15 protein-coding genes are annotated in these 17,270 nt (G+C 64.2%); 7 read left to right on the top strand and 8 right to left on the bottom strand.

The annotated features are described in order from the left end of the window. Positions 1–127 precede the first annotated feature (127 nt). Positions 128–1,864, top strand: a complete 1,737-nt coding sequence (locus tag AC1DE1_RS10295; protein ID WP_477177382.1) for a GGDEF domain-containing protein — start codon at positions 128–130, stop codon at positions 1,862–1,864. A gap of 76 nt (positions 1,865–1,940) precedes the next feature. Then, positions 1,941–2,375 (top strand): VOC family protein, encoded by a 435-nt coding sequence (locus AC1DE1_RS10300; RefSeq protein ID WP_441603697.1) that lies wholly within the window; start codon positions 1,941–1,943, stop codon positions 2,373–2,375. Between the two features lie 13 nt (positions 2,376–2,388). Here the strand turns inward: AC1DE1_RS10300 and AC1DE1_RS10305 are convergent, their stop codons facing one another. Beyond that, positions 2,389–3,273, bottom strand: coding sequence for an AraC family transcriptional regulator (locus AC1DE1_RS10305; RefSeq protein WP_441603696.1), 885 nt, complete (start codon positions 3,271–3,273; stop codon positions 2,389–2,391). A gap of 194 nt (positions 3,274–3,467) precedes the next feature. Here AC1DE1_RS10305 and AC1DE1_RS10310 point away from each other — a divergent pair, with 194 nt between their 5' ends. From AC1DE1_RS10310 to AC1DE1_RS10330, 5 genes are all read left to right on the top strand, one after another. Continuing rightward, positions 3,468–5,393 (top strand): CocE/NonD family hydrolase, encoded by a 1,926-nt coding sequence (locus AC1DE1_RS10310; RefSeq protein WP_477177381.1) that lies wholly within the window; start codon positions 3,468–3,470, stop codon positions 5,391–5,393. Between the two features lie 113 nt (positions 5,394–5,506). Continuing rightward, entirely contained in the window at positions 5,507–6,169 is a 663-nt protein-coding gene (locus AC1DE1_RS10315; protein ID WP_441603694.1) for a TetR/AcrR family transcriptional regulator, read from the top strand. Beyond that, entirely contained in the window at positions 6,166–7,134 is a 969-nt protein-coding gene (locus AC1DE1_RS10320) for an HlyD family secretion protein (RefSeq protein WP_477177380.1), read from the top strand. The genes AC1DE1_RS10315 and AC1DE1_RS10320 overlap by 4 nt, the downstream gene beginning before the upstream one ends. Before the next feature lie 7 nt (positions 7,135–7,141). Further along, complete coding sequence (locus tag AC1DE1_RS10325) at positions 7,142–8,071, top strand: ABC transporter ATP-binding protein (RefSeq protein WP_477177386.1); 930 nt, start codon at positions 7,142–7,144, stop codon at positions 8,069–8,071. Further along, positions 8,068–9,159: an ABC transporter permease gene (locus tag AC1DE1_RS10330; RefSeq protein WP_477177379.1), complete on the top strand. Its 1,092-nt coding sequence runs from the start codon at positions 8,068–8,070 to the stop codon at positions 9,157–9,159. Before AC1DE1_RS10325 ends, AC1DE1_RS10330 begins: the two co-directional genes overlap by 4 nt. Positions 9,160–9,223: 64 nt before the next feature. Here AC1DE1_RS10330 and AC1DE1_RS10335 read toward each other — a convergent pair whose 3' ends face one another. The 7 genes from AC1DE1_RS10335 to AC1DE1_RS10365 all read right to left on the bottom strand — a co-directional run bounded on the left by AC1DE1_RS10335 (position 9,224) and on the right by AC1DE1_RS10365 (position 17,194). Beyond that, complete coding sequence (locus AC1DE1_RS10335; RefSeq protein ID WP_477177378.1) at positions 9,224–9,712, bottom strand: DUF3761 domain-containing protein; 489 nt, start codon at positions 9,710–9,712, stop codon at positions 9,224–9,226. Positions 9,713–9,973: 261 nt separating this feature from the next. Beyond that, complete coding sequence (locus AC1DE1_RS10340; protein WP_441603690.1) at positions 9,974–10,375, bottom strand: RcnB family protein; 402 nt, start codon at positions 10,373–10,375, stop codon at positions 9,974–9,976. Between the two features lie 256 nt (positions 10,376–10,631). Then, positions 10,632–12,140, bottom strand: a complete 1,509-nt coding sequence (locus tag AC1DE1_RS10345; protein WP_477177377.1) for a chemotaxis protein CheW — start codon at positions 12,138–12,140, stop codon at positions 10,632–10,634. 14 nt (positions 12,141–12,154) lie between these two features. After that, positions 12,155–12,631, bottom strand: a complete 477-nt coding sequence (locus AC1DE1_RS10350; RefSeq protein ID WP_477179071.1) for a chemotaxis protein CheD — start codon at positions 12,629–12,631, stop codon at positions 12,155–12,157. Beyond that, entirely contained in the window at positions 12,624–13,457 is an 834-nt protein-coding gene (locus tag AC1DE1_RS10355; RefSeq protein WP_477177375.1) for a CheR family methyltransferase, read from the bottom strand. Before AC1DE1_RS10355 ends, AC1DE1_RS10350 begins: the two co-directional genes overlap by 8 nt. An 11-nt stretch (positions 13,458–13,468) precedes the next feature. Continuing rightward, positions 13,469–15,166, bottom strand: a complete 1,698-nt coding sequence (locus tag AC1DE1_RS10360; RefSeq protein ID WP_477177374.1) for a methyl-accepting chemotaxis protein — start codon at positions 15,164–15,166, stop codon at positions 13,469–13,471. Between the two features lie 405 nt (positions 15,167–15,571). Beyond that, positions 15,572–17,194: an alpha/beta hydrolase gene (locus AC1DE1_RS10365; protein ID WP_477177373.1), complete on the bottom strand. Its 1,623-nt coding sequence runs from the start codon at positions 17,192–17,194 to the stop codon at positions 15,572–15,574. Between the last annotated feature and the right edge of the window lie 76 nt (positions 17,195–17,270).

The following is a 17,270-nucleotide window of genomic DNA, read 5'->3' on the forward strand; positions in this document are numbered from 1 at the left end:
CACGCACGGATGATGCCCTGCCCGCGCCACCGGTAACGCGGGTTTCTGCTCACAGGATTGACCGGATCGGCCATAAAGCTGCGTACGACTCCCACAGCGGAGCGGTGCGAAGAAGGGGGACCGGTACATGGTTGGGCCACTCGCGACCATCGCGACGCGTCGCTACGGGCGGATGCTGGGCATCCTCGCCCTGCTGTTGTTCGCCTGCTCGGCGCATGCCGCCACGGCCCTCACCGGTGCGGCGCGAGAAGTCATGCCTGGCGATACCCCGCAGTCGGTGTTGGATGCCTACCATCGGGGCGAGTTGGCCGGTTTCGATCCCAATCTGCTGCAGCGGTTCTCCCGTCGCGGGCTGGGCACCTGGGTGGTGCTGCAGCCACAACCCCCACTCGTGAACGAAGAGCGGGTGCTTTCCGTCTATCCCCCGCCGCTGGCGCCGGTGACGCTGTTCAATGCCGACGGCTCGTCGCTGAGGATGTCGCTCGACGACTTTATGGCCACCGCCCACGGCAACGGCCGCCTGGCCTACCGCATCAGCGCCGACACGCCGGCTTCTTCGCCCATCCTGATGAAGATCGAGCCGGGTACGGTCAACCATGCCGTCGCCGGTTTTCATCTGCAGCCGTGGAACGAATATCTGCTGACCGATGCGCAATGGCTGGCCTTCGCCAGCGCCTGCTTCGCCGTCATGGTGGCCATGTCGCTGATGGCGCTTTGCCTCGCACTGATGCTGCGCGATAGCACGTTCGCCTGGTACGCCGGTTACGTGCTCTGCTACGCCCTGATCCAGGGCGTGCAGACGGGCTATCTGTTCCATCCGCTGGAGCTGACCTGGCTGGGCGGTGTGGCGCCGATGATCGCTTCGTCGGCGATGGCCTTGTCGCTCGCCTTTGCGGCCATGTTCGTCTCACGCTTCTGCGAATTGCCACGCTATGCAGCCATCCTGCAGACGCCGACCGTGGCGCTGGCCGTGGGCATGCCGCTGCTGGTGTTGCTCGACAACAGCCAGGTCGCGGTACTGCAGCAGACCGCCCAAGTACTGGTGACGCCCTTGCTGGTGATCGGCACGCTGTTGCTGCTCAGTGCCGCCGTGGTTGCCGCCGTGCAGGGCTCTCGCCCAGCCTGGTTCTTCCTGGTCGGCTGGACCCCTCTGCTCGCGCTCACCGCGCTGTACAGCTCGCAAATGACCGGCATGCTGCCGGATGTCACCTGGCTGGGCGATGCCTGCCTCGCCGCGGGAGCATTTGAAGCCATCGTGCTTTCGCTGGGACTCGCTGATCGCGCCCTGATGATGCGACGCGACCGCCATGTGGTGCAGGAGCTGGCCGACAACGACGCGCTTACCAATGTGCTCAACCGACGCGCCTGGACGGAGAGCGTGCAAAAGGTGCTGGGCAATTGCGGGACGCAACCGATCGCCCTGCTCTTCCTCGATCTCGATCACTTCAAGATGCTCAACGACCGCCAGGGCCATGCGGCCGGCGACCGCGCCCTGGTCGCGGTGGCCGAGGCCTTGCGCAACGAACTGCGCCCGCACGACCTGCTGGGTCGCTACGGCGGCGAAGAGTTCGTAGCCATGCTGTTTGGCATCGAACAGAACCAGGCCATGCAGGTGGCCACGCGGCTATGCCGCCGCGTCTATCGCCTGGAGATACCGGTGAACCAGACTGGCCTGGTGCTCAGCGTGAGCATCGGCATTGCCATGCGCACGCACGAAGACACGGTCGACACCCTGGTGGAGCGCTCGGATCTGGCCATGTACCGGGCCAAGTTGGCTGGCCGCAACCGCGCCCGGCTGGACGAGAAACTGGAAGGCGTGCGCCGTAGCTGGCCCCGCGCGGTAGAGAGCGACCGCAGCGCCTGAGCGGCACTCGGAAAATCGACAAGACATGGCCGCACAACAGGGTACGCTCGGCCCATCCCTGTCACGGAGCACGCCCATGAGCACGCCACACGCTACCGGCAGCACCATCATTCCCTGTCTGCGCTATCGCGATGCGCACGCCGCCATCGACTGGCTGTGCAAGGCATTTGGCTTCCACCAACAAGCCGTCTACGACGATGACCAAGGCGGCGTGGCCCACGCGCAGCTCACCTACGGCAGCGGCATGTTGATGCTCGGCTCGGTCAACGACAACGAGTTCGGTCGACGCATGGTGCAGCCTGACCAGGTCGATGGACGCGAGACGCAGTGCCCTTGCGTGATCGTCAAGGATTGCAAGGCGCACTACGAACAGGCCAAAGCCGCCGGCGCCATCATCATCGACGAGTACGCCGAGAAGGAATACGGCGGCGCCGGTTATAGCTGCCGCGACCTGGAAGGTCACCTGTGGTGGTTCGGAAGCTACGATCCCTGGGCCGAGACGGCCGGATGATCCGCGCGTCGGCTCAGCAGCGCGCGACCGGCAAATAGACGTCCGCACGCAAGGAGGCTTCCGGCACTTCCTCGGGGTCATCGAGGAAATGCCGGAACGGATGTTCATCGCGCAGAACGTAGCCGCTATCGGGCAACCAGTGGCCGATCAGGCGATCGGTCAACCCGCCCAGTGCATCGTAGGAGCCCACGTGGCGCCAGCGCGCCCACAGGCCGCCGCCCAGTTGCAGCGGCTTGGTTTCCGAGTCGCCTGGCACCTCGTTTCCCTCGAAGGCCAGTGCACAATCGAAGGCGCCGTGGTCGGGCCGCGCGTCAGGGCCGCCATCGTGGGCAATCCCGTAGATGCCGGTCAGGCGCTCCAACAACGCACGCTCGGCGGCCCAGGCGAATAGACGTCCATAGGCCTGATCCAGTTCGCGATGCGCGCCCTCATAGCGCGTTGCCACGACGCGAAAAGGCTCGACCGAGACGACTTCGACCTCGAAGGCCTGCTCGGCCGCATCTTGCCTGGCGGGACGACGAAGGCGCTGCATCGCTTCGTGCAGTCGTCCCTGCTGCCCGCGCAGTTCGCTCGGCGTGGCATCGAAGGCCTGCCGGAACGCGCGTGCAAACGCCTGCGGTGTTTCGTATCCCACCGCCAGCGCCGTCTCGGTGACACGCTCGGCGGGCTCGGACAACAGCTGCAAGGCGCGCAGCCAGCGCAGGCGCGCAACCGTCTGGCCGATCGTTTCGCCAGCGAGCGCACGGTAGATCCGATGAAAATGGAACGGCGAAAGATGGGCAGCGGCCGCCAGTTGCGCCAACTCCGGCAGCGCTTCGCCCTGGGCCACCGCCGACTGGAGCAGGGCGACCACGCGATCGATGCGTTGCAGATAGTCCTGACGCGTATGGGTTTTCATGACTGGGCTTCCTCTGGGAGTGGGCCCAGTGTGGTCGGCGCCTTCGGCGGCAGCGTTCCCATTCTTGCGCACTGGGCATCGTATAGGCAGGAAGTCATGGTGGGAGCTTGGGGGCCACTCGCTTACAGTCGTACCGGGGCTCCATCCACTCACTCGCCCGAACGGCTATCGCTAGCCGCTCGCCTGGAGGATTCATGCGTATCCGCCGTACCCTGCTCGCCGTTGCTCTCGCCGCTGCCGGCGTCTCGATTGTCCATGCGCAGACGGCGCCGCTCACGCCGGATATCACCTCCAAGGCCTACGCGGCCGAGACCGCCGGCTACGACTACGTGAAGCGCGAGGTGATGATACCGATGCGCGACGGCGTGAAGCTGCATACGGTGATCGTGATACCAAAGAGCGCGCACAACGCGCCGATCCTGTTGACGCGCACGCCCTACGACGCGAGCGGCCGCGCCGAGCGCTTCACCTCCCCGCATATGGATGCCACCCTGCCGCAAGGTGACGAGGTGTTCGTGCACAGCGGCTACATCCGCGTGTTCCAGGATGTGCGCGGCAAGTACGGCTCCGAAGGCGACTATGTGATGACGCGTCCGTTGCGCGGGCCGCTCAACGCCAGCGACGTGGACCATTCCACCGATGCCTACGACACCATCGACTGGCTGGTGAAGAACCTGCCCGAATCGAACGGCCGCGTCGGCATGCTCGGCTCCTCCTATGAAGGCTTCACCGTGGTGATGGCGCTGATCCATCCGCATCCGGCGCTCAAGGTGGCCGCGCCGGAAAGCCCGATGGTCGACGGCTGGATGGGCGACGACTGGTTCCACTACGGCGCCTACCGCCAGACCAACTTCGACTACATCTACGGCCAGACCAGCAAGAAGGACGGCAAGAAAGGCGGCATCCCGCGCGTGGGCTACGACGATTACAGCAATTTCCTCAGCGCCGGTTCCGCCGGCGATTACGCCCGCGCAAACGGCCTGGAGCAGTTGCCGTTCTGGCGCAAGCTCGACGAACACCCCGCGTACGATGCCTTCTGGCAAGGCCAGGCGCTGGACAAGATCATGGCCGGGCAGCCGGCGGCCGTGCCCACCATGTGGCTGCAGGGATTGTGGGACCAGGAAGACATGTGGGGCGCGATCCACAGCTACGCCGCCACCGAAGGCAAGGACAAGGGCAACGACAAGAATTTCCTGGTGATGGGACCATGGCGGCACAGCCAGGTGAACTACGACGGGCGTTCGCTGGGCCCGTTGCAGTGGGATGGCGACACGGCTTTGCAGTTCCGCCGCGATGTGCTCAAGCCCTTCTTCGATCAATATCTGGTCGCCGGCGCGCCGAAGGCAAACACGCCGCCGGTGCTGATCTACAACACCGGCGAAAACCATTGGGACCGCTACAAGTCGTGGCCGCTCAGCTGTGACAAGGGTTGCAGCAACAAACCGAAGTCGCTGTATCTGGGCAGCAACGGCTCGCTCTCGTTTACCGCACCCGCATCCGACGCCGTGAAATACGACGAGTACACCTCCGACCCGGCCAAGCCCGTGCCTTACCAGCCGCGCCCCGTGCATTTCGCCGATCACGATGCGTGGACGCGCTGGCTGGTCAACGACCAGCGTTTCGTGGATGGACGTCCGGACGTGCTGACCTACGTGAGTGAACCGCTCACTGCGCCCCTGCATATCGGTGGCGCGCCGCAGGTGAATCTGTATGCCTCCACCAGCGGCACCGACAGCGACTGGGTGGTGAAGCTGATCGACGTCTATCCGGATACGGTGCCGTCCAACCCCGAGATGGGCGGCTATGAGCTGGCCGTGTCGCTGGATATTTTCCGCGGCCGCTATCGCACCAGCTTCGAACATCCGCAAGCGCTGACGCCCGACCAACCGCTGCTTTACGCGTTTGGCCTGCCCACCACCAACCACGTGTTCCAGCCCGGCCACCGCATCATGGTGCAGGTGCAGTCGAGCCTGTTCCCGTTGTACGACCGCAATCCGCAGACCTTCGTGCCCAATATCTTCGACGCGAAGCCGGCCGATTACCGGAAGGCCACGCAGCGCGTATGGCACTCCCCGGGTACCGCCAGCTCCATCAGTCTGCCGGTGGTGCCCAACGGCTGACCGACCGTTCAATCCACCCCGAAAGGCCGGCTCATGCCGGCCTTTCTTATTGGTAAATACCTATACCTTCCAGCCACTTGAAAATTAATTAAAGCTATGATTAATTAATAGCCATGACGACCAAACCACGCCCTCCGCAGTCGGCCGCCCGCCGCACCCCTGGCCGCCCCACCACGGACAGCCCCGACTTGCGCGCCAGCTTGATCGAGGCGGCCCTCGCCTGCTTCGTACGGGACGGCATCGCAGCGACCTCCTTGCGCAACATCGCCAAGGAAGCCGGCGTGACCCCCGCCATGCTCAATTACTACTTCGGCAGCAAACCGGCCCTGCAGAACGCCGTGTTCGAGGAACGCCTGCTGCCCGCCGTCATGAGCCTGCGCGAAGTGGTGAGCACTGCAGGCGATGACGTGCACGCCATGGCCAGGCAATTCGTGCAGGGCGTGCTGGGACTGGTCGACGCCTTCCCATGGTTTCCCTCGCTATGGGTCCGCGAAGTCCTGTGCGAAGGCGGCGCCCTGCGGGAGCTCCTGCTTTCGCGCATCGGGCCCGAGCTGCCACAGATGCTGGCCCGCCGTTTTGCACAGGCGCAGCAGCGCGGACAGATCCATGCCTCGCTTGATCCACGCCTGATGGTCGTATCGCTGATCGGCCTGACGTTGTTCCCGGCGGCCAGCGCCCCGATCTGGCGGCAGATGTTCCAGGCCGACCTGGGCACGGACGTGCTGGTCCGCCACGCGCTTGCCCTGCTCGAACATGGCATGGGAGTCCCGCCATGAACATCCATCATCGTTTGGTCGCCACGCTGGTCGCCTCGCTGCTGCTGGCCGGCTGCCAAGAGTCGCCCCCGCAGACGCTGGGCACCGTGGAATTCGACCGCATCACGCTACCCGCGCCGGCCGCCGAGCACATCGTGAAAATCGACGTACGCGAAGGCCAGTACGTTCCCGCCGGCACGCGCATCATGCAGCTGGAAACCACGCGTACGCAGGCCGCACTCAACTCCGCTCGCGCCGACCTGCAACAACAGCAACAGGCTTTGCTCGAACTTCAGCGCGGTCCGCGTGAAGAGCAGATTCGCCAGGCGCGTGCCAATCTTGCCGGCGCACAGGCGCAGTCCCGTGACGCCAATGCGTATTACCAACGGCTGTCCGCCCTGGGCAAACAGCAATTCATCTCCGCGGCGGATCTTGACCGCGCCAAAGCCTCGGCCGGCAATGCCGACGCAGCCGTGGCGGCCGATCGTGCAGCGCTCGATCAGCTCGTCAACGGATCGCGCGTGGAAGACATCGCCCAGGCACGCGCCGCCGTGACCTCGGCAACCGCCAACGCAGCTTCGCGAGCGGTCGATCTGGACAAGCTCGATCTGACCGCGCCGCGCGATGTACGCGTGGACAGCCTGCCCTACAAGTTGGGCGACCAGGCCCAGCCCGGCACGCCGCTGGTCATCCTGCTTGCCAGCGACACGCCCTATGCACGCGTCTACGTACCGTCGGCGCTGCGTCCGTCGATCAAGGTCGGCGACAAGGCGATCGTCAAACTGCACGACGGCAAGCAGCAATTCCATGGCACGGTGCGCATGATCCGCAGCGAGCCCACCTTTACGCCGTACTACGCCTTGAGCGGCGAGGACGCGACGCGACTGAGCTATCTGGCGGAGATTGCCCTGGGCACCGATGCCCGCGATCTTCCCCAGGGCTTCCCCGTTGCCGTTGCCTTCCCCGGCAAAGCCAGCCATGACTGACAACGCCATTCACGCGCAGGGACTGACCAAGCGCTTCGGCGCGCTGGTGGCCGTGAACAGCGTCAACCTGGACGTGCCGCGGGCCTGCGTCTATGGATTTCTGGGGCCCAACGGCTCGGGCAAATCCACCACGATACGCATGCTGTGCGGGCTGCTGACACCCAGCGAAGGCAAGATCGACGTACTGGGCTTGCGCATCCCCGAACAGGCCGAAGCGCTGAAGCGGCGCATTGGCTATATGACGCAGAAGTTCTCCCTGTTCGAAGACTTGTCGGTGCGCCAGAACCTGGAATTTCTCGCCACCGTGCAGGGCTTGTCGCGCCATGAGACGCGTGCACGCGTGGACGAGCTGTTGCAGCGCTATCGGCTGGACGATCGTCAGCAGCAACTGGCCGGCACCATGAGCGGCGGGCAAAAGCAGCGCCTGGCGCTGGCGGGTGCGATCGTGCACAAGCCGGAACTACTGTTCCTGGACGAGCCCACCAGCGCGGTCGATCCCGAGTCGCGACGCGATTTCTGGGAAAAACTGTTCGAGCTCGCCGATGCCGGCACCACCATCCTGGTATCCACGCACTACATGGACGAGGCCGAGCGTTGCCATCGCCTGGCGATTCTCGACACCGGCAACCTCGTCGCCGACGGCACGCCCAAAGAACTGACCGAGACGTTGCTCGGCCGGACCTTTGTGATCCGCGCCCACTCCCCTCGCCAGGCGAAGGCAGCGCTGGATGACCGGCCCGAGGTGTTGAGCGTGGCCCAGATCGGCAACGAACTGCGCGTACTGATGCGCGATGACAAGGTCAGCGTGGAAACCCTGCGCCATGCGCTTGGCGATGTCGATGCCTCCATGGACATCCAGACCGTGGCACCCAATCTCGAAGACGTCTTCGTGGTCGCCACGCGCAGGCTCGGTCGACCTCAGGAGCCAGCGGCGTGAATCTGCGACGACTGTGGGCCATCATGGTGAAGGAGTTGCGCCAGATGCGGCGCGATCGCGTCACGCTCGCCATGATCATGGGCATGCCGATCCTGCAATTGCTGCTGTTTGGCTACGCCATCAATCTCAACCTGCGCAACCTGCCGGCGGCAGTCGTCGACCAGGCACAGACGGCTGGCTCGCGCGCTGCCGTACAAGACATGCTGGCCAGCGGCGTCATCGAGCTCAAGGCCAGCGCGCAGTCGCCGCAACAGCTGGTCGACCTGCTTCGCGAGGGCCGCATCAGCGTGGGCATCGCCGTGCCGCCGGATTTCGAGCGTCGCAAGCTCGATGGTCGCGAAGCCATCCAGGTGATGGTCGACGGCAGCGACAACGTCGTGCAGTCCGCTGCCGCACAGCTGGCGCTGTACCCGCTCAACCAGCCGGACAATTTCCACGCGCAGGCGCCAACGCCGATCAGCGTGGTGAGTTTCTACAATCCGGAACGCCGCTCGCCGGTCAACATCGTGCCGGGACTGATCGGCGTCATCCTCACCATGACCATGGTGCTGTTCACCGCCGTCGCCATCGTGCGCGAAACCGAACGCGGCAATATGGAGTTGCTGATTACCACGCCGGTCAGCCGTACGGAGCTGATGATCGGCAAGGTGCTGCCGTATGCCGCTATCGGCCTGGTGCAAACTACCGTGGTGTTACTGCTGGGCGTGTGGCTGTTTCGCGTGCCGATCCGCGGCAGCCTGTGGGACGTCTATCTGGCGTCGGGCCTGCTGATTCTCGCCAATCTGTCGCTAGGTCTGCTGATCTCGACGCGTGCACGCTCGCAGTTCCAGGCGATGCAGATGACGTTTTTTGTGTTCCTGCCATCGATCCTGCTCTCGGGTTTCATGTTCCCTTATGCCGGCATGCCGCTGCCCGCCCAGTGGATTTCCGAGGCCTTGCCGCTAACCCATTTCATGCGCCTGATCCGCGGCATCATGCTGCGTGGCGCTGACCTGGGTGATCTGTGGCATGACGCGGTCGCCCTGGTGGCGTTCATCGCGGTCATGCTCACGCTGGCCATTCGCCTGTTCCACAAGCGACTGGATTGAACCCTGCTCACGCCGGGCACAAAAAAAAGGCCCGCACGCGCGGGCCTTTTCAGGCGACACAGAATTACTGCGTACAAGCCTTGCCGTGATCCCCGTGATAACCCTTGGCCTTGGCATCGGCCTCGCTCATATACGCGCCCGACTTCGTCTTGCCGTACCACTTGTCGCCCTGGCAGTGATAGACCTTGCTGCTGTCGTTGACCCATACCATGCCCGGACCACCGCCCGGCGCGGCGTTGGCCGGCGGCTGCGGTCCCGCCGACTTGGCAGCGGCAGCGGGCGCAGCCGCCGTGCTCTTGGGCGCCATGCTGTTGCTGGCCGCAGCAGGCGCCGCTGCCGGCGCGGCCGCGGCTGCCGCTGCCGAAGCAGCCGTGTACCACTCCTTCACGCCCTGATGGCCCGAGCAAGCACCCTTCTTGGTGGCGTGATTGGTGTAGCTGCCGTCCTTGCACTGGCCGGTGGAACCGGCGGGTGCGGCGGACTGCTGAGCGTAGACGGCCGGCCCGGCCAAAAGACCTGCGAACAAAACGGCGATCAGACCATACGATTTCATCTTCGATCCCTCCTGCGAATGTCGCCTGCCTGATGGGCTGCTGCCCGGCGTGGCTGGCATGTCCCGGCGCCATCGACATCGACGGACCCACTGCCGATGCGTGACGCTTCCCAAGCGCCCGAGCGCTTGCGCGCAATATGCGCCTACCCCGTGACGCTTGGATCACGCTGCCGCACTCGGCGTTCATCTGGCGTGATGCTGTTTCGCAACTTCATACGACAACGGACCGCATCGCGATGCGCGCGATGCGGTCCGCGATCATCAGTGATTGATGACCAGGTCGGCGATCACGCCCGTGGCCACGGCAACCAGCAGGAAATCGCCGGTATCGCTGCGCACCCACACGTGTTCCGGCGGCGGCGGCGCGAGGTGGTAGGCGTGGTAGTCCACGTAGTAGCGACGGTCGTGGTAGTACTCCTCGGGCACGCGGCCACCGCGGTGATACCAGCCTTCGTGGTTGCCGCGGTCGTGCACGATCACGTAGTCGTGGCGATCGTGGTCGCGATCGCGGTCGTGGTCCCGGTCGTGACCCTGATCGCGGTGATCGTCGTGGCGATCCTGATCGTGCTGGTCATGGTGGTCGTCGTACTGAAACGGTGCTGCTGCGACGGTGGTGGAAGCCATCACTGCGCCCAGCATCAGTGCGAACAAGGTCTTCTTCATGCGAACTCTCCATGGGGTAGTGCCGTGGAGCAGGCGCGCCCCCTGGCGCACGTTTCCACGGCGGCGCCATGATGTGATTCGCAACGATGCACGATGGGTGAATCCGTTCGCAAATCGGTGCGCTTCCGGCGCGCAAGTTCATGCGTTGATGTGGCGTTATGTTTGGGTGGTGCGATGCATCACCCGATAGAAGAAGCCATCCCTGGCCAGCCCCTGTTCCGTATGCGTAGATCAAGGGACATCCAAACGCGTCAACTCAATGCACCATCCGGCTGCTCAGCCGCTGCTTGAGTGGCGCTGCATCCAGCAGCAGCAGGGTACGGTGATCGGGCAGTTCCACCACTTCGCGCATGTCGTTGCGCAAATCCTGATCGATCTGGTTGCGCAGCACGCCGGGCACGCCGATCTTGTCCGCCGCGTCGATCGTCACGATGTTCTCGATCGCGTCCACGATCAGGCCAAACTTCTCGTCGTCGTTTTCCACCACCAGCACCTTTGCGCCGTCGAGATCCGCATAGCCTTTCATGCCGTAGAGCGCGCGCAGGTCGATGATGGTGATCAGTTTGCGGCGCAGATTGAGCATGCCGCGCACATAGTCCGGCGCTCCCGGCGGCTGCATCACCTCCGGCGGAAAATCGATCACCTCGCGCAGCTGGTCGATGCGCATGCCCATGAGCTGGTCGAGCTTGAAGGTCACATAGGTTTCGCGCGCGCCGCCGCGACGCTTACCCTGGCCGCGATCCGCCGCCGATTCGATGGCGTACAACTCGCGATGGCCTTGGGTGAGGTCGGTGACGGTGGCGTCGCTCAACAGAGCGGTTTCATCGATCAGGATGATGTCGGGCGCGCCCTCGCGACTGATGCAGCCGGTGAACAGCTGCGGCCGATCTGCATTGAATGATGGAATGGCCAGCAGTTCCTCGTCGCGATAGCCGACGATGCTCTCCACGTCGTCCACCAGCAGACCGAAATCCATCGCCTGCTGGCGGATCACCACGATGCGCCGCGGATCCTCGAAGTCGCCGCAGGCCGCCGTCGCGGCAGCCGTGCCTGGCAGGCCAAGGAAACGGGCGAAATCCACCACCGGCACCGTGTTGCCACGCAGGTTGAGCAAACCGATGCACAAGTCGCTGGCCAGCACGGACTTGAGCAGCTCGGGCACGCGGATGATTTCGTGGATGGCGCCCATCGGCAAGGCAAGGCGCGTATCGCCCACGCGGAAGGACACGCCCTGGCGACGCTGCCCCATGGCCGCACGCTGCCTGGCCGGTTCGGATGCAAGGCTGTCTGCCCTGGGCACCGGCATATCGTGCAGTTGATGGAGCGCGTCCACGCTCAGTATCTGCAGGATGCGGTTGCCGCCGTCGAGCTTGAGCGCGCCGCCTATCATCGATGAGGCTTCGCCATCGTTGAAGATCACTTTCTGCTCGTGGGTCACGCGCAGTATCTCGCCGGTGGCATCGAACAGCAGGCCAATGCGTCCCTGCCGGAACTCGACGATGGCGATCTTCGAGGTTTCACGCGTGCCGCTCTCGGGCAGCTTCAACAACTGGCCCAAATGCACGATAGGGATCAAGCGTCCGCGCAGGTTGAACAGCCCCAGCAGGTAGCTGGGAGCCAACGGCACCTGGGTGACCACGGCCGGGTAAGTCACCACTTCCTGCACCGCCGTCACCGGCAGTACGAGTTCGGTATCGCCCAGATGGAACGAACCGAACAGTTCAGTGGCTTCCTGCCGGGCCGACTTGGTAATGGAAGAGTCCATGACGTTGCTCCGGTTCACGTCGTGCGGCCGATGGTCTTGACCGCGTAGTGGTGTTGCGCGCAATCGATCACGAGCTGGCGGCCGTTCTCGCCACCTACGTCGAGGTGCACCAGCCTGATCCTGGTCTGGCCAATCAGCTGCTGCGCCATGCGCGCGTTCTGTTCGCCGATCAACCCGTGCCGTGGCGCCGCGGTGTGCTGCACCATGCAGGCGCCGCCAACGATCACGGCTTCCACTTCATCCTGCCGCGCGCGATCGAGCTCCATCATCGATAGCAAGGTGGGCACGGCGCCGGTGACGTATTTCGCGCCCTCGCCTGCCGGCCCCTGCGGCGACTCCGGCAACAGACAGTGCGCCATCCCGTAGATGCCGCGACGACGCCACAGCAGTCCGATGCCGACGCACGATCCCAGGATCGCGCGCAGCACTTCGTTGCCGCTGCCAACCCTCACCTCGCACATGCGTACCTGGATATCCTCCCCCTCAGGCATGCATACGCTCCTGTCGTCGATAGATCAGCGGCTGCTCAAAATCGAACCCGACGTTGAGCCCCGTCAGCGATTCCGATTCGCCGATGATCAGCACGCTGCCGGGCGACATGGCGCGGCGCACGTTCTCCAGCACGCTGCACTGCCCTTCCTCGTCGAAATAGATGAGGACATTGCGCAACAGGGTGATATCAAAGCGCGCGGCGCCATCCAGCCGTTTATGCAGGTGATGCTCGCGGAACACGATGTGCGAGCGCAGCGTGGGCGACGCCAGATAGCCGTCGCTGCTCGGCTGGAAATACTTGGCCAACCAGCCGGGCCGGGCGCGCTTGAGGCCTTCGATGCTCTTGCCCTGATAGAAACCCGCCTTGCCCACGGCCAGCACCTGGCTGGCGATGTCGGTGGCGAGGATCTGGTACTTGAAGGCCGGATGATGTTCGCGAAATTCCTCGCACATCATGGCCATCGAGTACGCCTCCTCACCAGTGGACGCCGCCGCCGACCACAGCTGCAGCGTCGCACCGCGATGCTCGCGGAACCACTCCGGCAGCAGCTGCTGCCAGAGCTGATCCCAGATGCGCGGCGTGCGGAAGAACGAGGTCTCGTTGGTGGTCACCAGGTTGATGAAGGCAGACACTTCGTCCGGCTGCGCATCCAGCACCGCGAGATAGTCGCGGTACCGGTTGAGCGACAGCGCCTGCAGGCGGCGGCGCAGGCGCCCCTGCAGCAAGGTCCACTTGCGGTCCGCCATATGGATGCCCGTATGGCGCTGCACCTTGTCCAGCAGCGCGCGCTGGGTGGCCAGGTCGATGTCGCTCTCGATCTCCATCGGCGCGATGCTCAGACCACGAACCGCTGGACCGTCCGATTCAGTTCATCGGCTCCCTGGGTGAGCGAGGTGGTGGAACGGGCAATGGTGTCGCAGGCAGCCGCCGACTTCTCGGTTTCTTCGGCCACCTGCTGGATGGCCGCGCTCACTTCGCGCGCCGCCACCAGTTGTTCGTCCGCGCCGCAGGAGATCTCGGAGATCGCCTGGGTGGTGCGGCCCACGCCGGCAACGATTTTCTCGAACGCTTCGCCGGCCTGCTTGGAGATCTCGCTGCCCTGCGCCACGCGCTTCACCGATTCGTTGATCAGCTTGGAGATTTCCTTGGTGGCCTGCGAGGAGCGTTCTGCCAGCTTGCGCACTTCGTCCGCCACCACCGAGAAGCCCAGGCCGTGCTCGCCCGCACGCGCCGCTTCGATGGCGGCGTTGAAGGCGAGCAGGTTGGTCTGGCTGGCGATCTCGCCGATCACCTTGATGATCTCGCTGATGTCTTCGGAAGACTTGTTGATCAGCTCCATCGACTCGATCGAGCGTGCGATCGCCTTGGCGCCGCGCTCAGCTTCCTGGTGCGTGTCCTTGGCGAGCTGGTCGGCGCTGCGCGAGTTGGTGGCGATGGAGTTGATCGAGGCGGTGAGCTCTTCGATCGACGCATTCATTTCTTCCACCGTGGCGCCGAGCAGCTGCGCGCCGCTGGCCACGCCGCTGGCGCGGCCGGCGATCTCCTGCGAACTGCCGGAGAAGCCGCTGGCATTGTCGACCACCTTGCCGATCACGCTGCGCAGGTCGCTCATCATTTGCTGGATGCCGTCGGCGAGCTGATCGATGGGATCGCTGCCCTCGACGCGTACTTCGCCGGTGAGATCGCCTTCCGCGGCCAGTCGCACCGTTTTGAGCAGGGCCTCGACCTTGCGCTGGTCGTCGGCGGCGCGGAGCTTCACGCCCTCTTCCATGGCCACTTGCGCAGTGACGTCGGTGGCGAACTTCACTACCTTGCTGAGTCGACCGTTGCCGTCGTAGATCGGGTTGTAAGTGGCCTGGATCCAGATCACCCGACCGCCCTTGCCCATGCGCTTGTAGCGGCCTGCGTCGAATTCGCCGCGGTTGAGCTTGGCCCAGAAGTCCGCGTAGGCCGCGCTGGCCGTGTAGCTGTCCTCGCAGAACATGCGGTGATGGTGGCCCTGGATTTCCTCCAGTTCATAGCCCATCGCCTTGAGAAAGTTGTCGTTCGCGCTGATCACGTGGCCACCGAGATCGAACTCGATCATCGCCTGGGCCTTGTCGATGGCGTTGACCTTGCCTTCGAACTCCGCCTTCTGCTGGCGATTGGCGGTCACGTCCGTGGCGAACTTGATCACCTTGTACGGCTTGCCGTTCTCGTCGAATACCGGGTTGTAGGAGGCGTTGATCCACACTTCGCGGCCGTCGCCGCCGATGCGCTTGTACTCACCGCGGTCGAGCACGCCTTTGCCGAGGTTTTCCCAGAATTTCTTGTACTCGGCGCTGGCCGCATAAGCCGGTTCGCAAAAAATGCGATGGTGCTGGCCGCGAATATCCTCCAGCGTGTAGCCCATCGCCTTGAGGAAGTTGTCGTTGGCGTGGAGCACCTTGCCCTTGAGGTCGAACTCGATCACGGCCTGCACGCGATGCAATGCGTCACTGACGGCGCGAAGCTCATGCGGCACGAGCTGCAACTCCGGTGTCTCTTTTCCCATGGCCCTCTCCCCCGGTTTTTGAGCACGCATTGACTGCATGCCCGTGAAATCTCTGCGGGAGGGCGCTGGCACGGATCGCTGCGCGCAGCGATCCGGCTCCTCTTCCAACGACACAGCGCCGCCCCAGACACGTCGCGCGTGGGGCGTCGGCTACTGCGTTTGTCTCTCCCGCGTGAGAGGTATCGGCGTGGGAAAGATGCCCTTGAGGCCTGAAAACAAGGTGAAAAAGCGTGAGATTCGCAAGATGCGTGAGATTGGCGTGCCGATGGCTACCGCGTTGTCCGTTTCCCGAAAGTTGGATCGAGGCAATGTGATGGCCATCACAATGGATGGCCATCACATCATCAAGCATCACACCGACGGTCTATGGCTTAAGACATAGCAGTTTCGTCGGCGCGACGAACCTCAAGGTGCCGCTGCCCGCTGCAGATTCGACTGCGGACGCGCCACCGCGTACATCTCCCAGGCGATCTGCTTGAGCAAAGCCGTGCGGTCCGCACCGACGGCGTACAGATCAAAGTGGGTCTTATTGGGCAGGAAGCGGATGTCCGACTTCGCATGCAGTCCATCGAGCACCGCCTTGAGCCGATGCGCCGAACCATCCAGATAGAAGGTGTCGGCGGTGCCTACGATCAGGTGGATCTTGCCGTCCAGGTCCGGCGCCAGCTGCGGCCACTGGGCCTGCAGGTGATGGGCGATGTCGTAATGGTCGCGCCAGTAGTCGACCACGCTCGTGTTCACCTCACCGGTATCGCGATCGAACATCGCCAGCGGACGGCCATCGGCGCCGCGCGGCGAGAACACCCATTCGAACGACGCCATCTGGCCGCCGTAGCTGCCGAACACGCGTTCCATCTGCGCGTACTGCTGGAAAGAGGCGACCACCTTGCCCTGGTCGCGGATCAGCGGGTACGCGGCGCCCTCAGGGTTGCGATAAACGTTGGCGTGCGCCGCATACAGATCGACGCCGGTGAAATCATGGAAGTCGCTGGAATCGGGCGAGGTGGACCAGGTGCCTCCAAACGTCTTCGGATAGCGCGTCTGCAGCCACAGCGTGGCCCAGCCGCCGGACGAGTGGCCGTTGAGGAACCGGCCCGACACTTTGGCGTCCATGCGATAGCTGGCTTCCAGCTGCGGAATAAGCTCTTCGGTGAGCGCCTTGCCCCACGGTCCGTTGTTCACCGAGTCGGCAAACTCGTGTGTGCCGGTGGGCAAGGATTCGTCGAGCAGCACCCAGATCATCGGCGGCATCTGGCCGTTGGACATGGCCAGCCAGGTGTTGGCGATGACGCCGGCGAAGTGATCCATGCCGCCGCCAAAGCCATGCGTGTAATACACCACGGGATAGGTCACCTTGGCCTTGGCATCGTAGCCAGGCGGCAGCAGGACCTGGCCGCGCATATGGATCGGCCGGCCCCAGAAAGCAGTGAGTGCGGGACTGACGAAGTCGATGGTCTGCACGTGCTTGCGCGCTTCGGGCAGCGCCTCGCGCGCGGCCGGATTGATCGAAGGCGACAGCGCCCAGGGATCGGCGGCAGGCAATCGGGTCGCGAGTTTGATCGGCGGCAGGCCGGTGGCCGGCAGATGCACCTTCATCACGCTGCTGACCAGATCGCCTTCGCCACGGCCGCCATAGTTGTAGCTGTGGTTGGCGTCGAGCACCGCCTGCACGTAGTAATCGCCGGGCGCCAACTTGCTGAAGGCCGCCGGATAGGCCAGCTGGTCGGCGTCGATGTCGACGCCCTGACCCGCCACCAGGCGATTCACTTCGCGCGCCGCCACATTGACCTTGTCCGGCGAGAGCTGATCAAGATCCACCTCCGCGACCTTGCCGTTCTTGGCTTCGGCCTCGGCGAGCTTGGCCGGTTCGGCGAACACCAGCAGCCGACCGGACGCGACGTCCGTGCCGGCCACCGCCAGGTCCACGTGGAAACGCTGCGCCACGCTGGCCGGCTCGGCGGCCATGCAGGTGGCGGTGGCCAGTCCCAGGCTCAGCAGGACGGCAAGCTTCGATCGGTGTGACAGCATGACTAACTCCCTAGTGGGTGATCCCCTTTTAAACGAACCTTCAACGGAATCGCCGACAAAGTCCATCACCCTGGCT

It is taken from the genome of Dyella sp. 05T440, from assembly GCF_056395965.1.

Coding starts and splice junctions, on each gene's coding strand:
- AC1DE1_RS10310 (WP_477177381.1), top strand. CDS start 3,468: ATGCGTATCCGCCGTACCCTGCTCGCCGTTGCTCTCGCCGCTGCCGGC.
- AC1DE1_RS10345 (WP_477177377.1), bottom strand. CDS start 12,140: ATGGACTCTTCCATTACCAAGTCGGCCCGGCAGGAAGCCACTGAACTG.
- AC1DE1_RS10300 (WP_441603697.1), top strand. CDS start 1,941: ATGAGCACGCCACACGCTACCGGCAGCACCATCATTCCCTGTCTGCGC.
- AC1DE1_RS10320 (WP_477177380.1), top strand. CDS start 6,166: ATGAACATCCATCATCGTTTGGTCGCCACGCTGGTCGCCTCGCTGCTG.
- AC1DE1_RS10350 (WP_477179071.1), bottom strand. CDS start 12,631: ATGCCTGAGGGGGAGGATATCCAGGTACGCATGTGCGAGGTGAGGGTT.
- AC1DE1_RS10315 (WP_441603694.1), top strand. CDS start 5,507: ATGACGACCAAACCACGCCCTCCGCAGTCGGCCGCCCGCCGCACCCCT.
- AC1DE1_RS10340 (WP_441603690.1), bottom strand. CDS start 10,375: ATGAAGAAGACCTTGTTCGCACTGATGCTGGGCGCAGTGATGGCTTCC.
- AC1DE1_RS10305 (WP_441603696.1), bottom strand. CDS start 3,273: ATGAAAACCCATACGCGTCAGGACTATCTGCAACGCATCGATCGCGTG.
- AC1DE1_RS10335 (WP_477177378.1), bottom strand. CDS start 9,712: ATGAAATCGTATGGTCTGATCGCCGTTTTGTTCGCAGGTCTTTTGGCC.
- AC1DE1_RS10295 (WP_477177382.1), top strand. CDS start 128: ATGGTTGGGCCACTCGCGACCATCGCGACGCGTCGCTACGGGCGGATG.
- AC1DE1_RS10360 (WP_477177374.1), bottom strand. CDS start 15,166: ATGGGAAAAGAGACACCGGAGTTGCAGCTCGTGCCGCATGAGCTTCGC.
- AC1DE1_RS10355 (WP_477177375.1), bottom strand. CDS start 13,457: ATGGAGATCGAGAGCGACATCGACCTGGCCACCCAGCGCGCGCTGCTG.
- AC1DE1_RS10365 (WP_477177373.1), bottom strand. CDS start 17,194: ATGCTGTCACACCGATCGAAGCTTGCCGTCCTGCTGAGCCTGGGACTG.